The sequence below is a fragment of the Acetobacter sp. DmW_125128 genome (assembly GCF_008704325.1).
GTDB lineage: Bacteria > Pseudomonadota > Alphaproteobacteria > Acetobacterales > Acetobacteraceae > Acetobacter > Acetobacter oryzifermentans.
Window position 1 is genome coordinate 1 of the sequence record NZ_VHOP01000116.1, and the last position, 549, is coordinate 549.

The 549-nt window shown below is 57.9% G+C and carries 1 protein-coding gene; it reads right to left on the reverse strand.

Going from position 1 to position 549, the window contains the following annotated elements:
- A partial coding sequence (locus tag FKW19_RS15275; protein ID WP_275068211.1) for a 1-deoxy-D-xylulose-5-phosphate synthase N-terminal domain-containing protein occupies positions 1 to 549 on the reverse strand: 549 nt, incomplete at both ends.

Sequence of the window (549 nt, forward strand, 5' to 3'; positions counted from 1 at the left end):
GGGCAGCTTTTGCAGCACCACATCGTGCATCACCTGGTCATAGGCGCGCTGGAGGAAGGTGGAATAAATGGCGCAGAACGGGCGCAGCCCTTCCGTTGCCATGCCTGCGGCAAAGGTAACGGCGTGCTGCTCGGCAATACCCACATCAAAAAACCGATCCGGGTAAGCCTTGGCAAAGGCATCCAGCCCCGTGCCAGAAGGCATGGCGGCGGTAATGGCGGCAATCTTGTTATCGGTTGCGGCGCGACGTGTGAGTTCGCGCGAGAACACAGAGGTGTAGCTTGGCGGGCCTGCGGGGCCTTTTTTCTGCTCACCTGTAACAACGTTGAACTTGGCAACGGCGTGATACTTGTCTCCGGCTTTTTCGGCTGGCTGATAGCCGTGGCCTTTTTCCGTGATGACATGCAGCATGATGGGGCCGTTATCCGTATCGCGCAGGTTGCGCAGGATAGAGACCAACTGCGGCAGATCATGCCCATCTACAGGGCCAACGTAGTAAAAACCCAGTTCTTCAAACAGCGTGCCGCCGGTGATCATGCCGCGGGCATA